This window comes from Paenibacillus medicaginis (assembly GCF_042138635.1).
Classification (GTDB): domain Bacteria; phylum Bacillota; class Bacilli; order Paenibacillales; family Paenibacillaceae; genus Paenibacillus; species Paenibacillus medicaginis.
This window is the reverse complement of record NZ_JBHIRY010000090.1, coordinates 1-557: the sequence shown is the minus strand read 5'-3', so window position 1 is coordinate 557 and position 557 is coordinate 1. Positions and strand designations below refer to the sequence as shown.

Below are 557 nucleotides of genomic sequence, written 5' to 3'. Positions count from 1 at the left end.
GCCTCTTCCAACCCTGTTACCGTCGCCTTTCCTTATGGTTATTTTACGGCTGAGGTTAGTGCGGAACCCGCCTATAACCGGGTGACACTAAGGATCGGGGAGAGCTACCGCTTTACCAATATCAGCGATAAAACCGACACGCTGGAAAGCGACGGAACCACGAAAGACAAATTCGATTATGTCGTCTATCTGGCGGATGGAACCGAATCCTCTCGCGGGAGCAACACCTATACTGAGCCCTCCATTGTGGGTGGACGTTACGCAGTAGTCACCATGGTTGCAGGAAATCCGGTCACCTTCGGTGTTCCTTACCGTACCTTTGATGTCGGGAGCGCTGCAGGAGATGCTATCAGCCACATCGATATTTCTCCTGGAAGGAACTCCTCCTACCGCTTTGACAATAACGGATCCCTGACCAATCCGATCAAAAATAACGCCAGCGTTGTGGACGGCAAGTTCGATTATGTGATCTACAAGGCGGATGGATCGGTGCATACGGACGGATTTAACAAGGATACAGACCCGACCATACCAGCCGGGGGTTATGCCATTGTGAC

General features: G+C 51.7%; 1 pseudogene. It reads left to right on the top strand.

The features are described 5' to 3' along the window. Nucleotides 1-557, top strand: a pseudogene (locus ACE5LO_RS27775) (hypothetical protein); the annotation flags it as partial.